2 protein-coding genes are annotated in these 719 nt (G+C 57.9%); both read right to left on the bottom strand.

All coding sequences use genetic code 11. The annotated features are described in order from the left end of the window. Positions 1-244: hypothetical protein (locus tag EOA33_RS37495; protein WP_145989592.1), on the bottom strand; the 244-nt coding region annotated here is incomplete at its 3' end. Positions 245-334: 90 nt separating this feature from the next. Beyond that, the coding region (locus EOA33_RS37500; protein ID WP_145989593.1) for an amidohydrolase family protein at positions 335-719 on the bottom strand (385 nt) is incomplete at its 5' end.

Genomic DNA, 719 nt, shown 5'->3' on the forward strand with positions numbered 1-719 from the left:
CTATATATACTTCAAATATTTCTGTAGGACTTACTTCACCAGTCGCCACTCTATGCCAAATAGAATGAAATGCTTCATCGCAGTCACCTGCTATAACCATGTTTTTGAACGCCATTTCGTCGAAATCCGAATAATTCGTTTCGAGATTTCGCGCCAGACTCTGCGTTCCGAAACCATACCAGCCGACCACTGTGGCCAGGGCGGAGACATGCAAGATTTTCAGGAGCGCATATTTGCCGTTCATGGAACGCATCTTCCGTTATCTCCATTGACGGAACTGCAGTACCCCACCGTTCGCCGTGGAAAGAGCGGAAAATCCAATGTGGCGGAATAGCTACCTCGCCAGCGCCTCGGAGAACTCCACCGCCCTGCCCTGTCCAGGCGTAACGATCTCGCCTTCCCACATGACGCGTCTACCGCGCACGATGGTGCCGACCGGCCAGCCGGTGACCTGTTTGCCGTCATAGGGCGTCCAGCCGGCCTTCGAGCCGGCCTGCGCGTTGGTGATGGTCTCGCGGCGCTTGAGATCGATGACCGTGAAGTCGGCGTCGTAGCCGGCGGCGATGCGGCCCTTGCGCGCCATGCCGAAAATGCGCTGCGGACCGTGGCTGGAAAGGTCGACGAAGCGCTGCAGGGTCAGCCTTCCGGCATTGACGTGGTCGAGCATGATCGGCACCAGCGTCTGCACACCGGTCATGCCGGATGGCGAGGCCGGATAG

Origin of the sequence: Mesorhizobium sp. M4A.F.Ca.ET.050.02.1.1 (genome assembly GCF_003997725.1) — a bacterium.
Classification (GTDB): Bacteria; Pseudomonadota; Alphaproteobacteria; order Rhizobiales; family Rhizobiaceae; genus Mesorhizobium.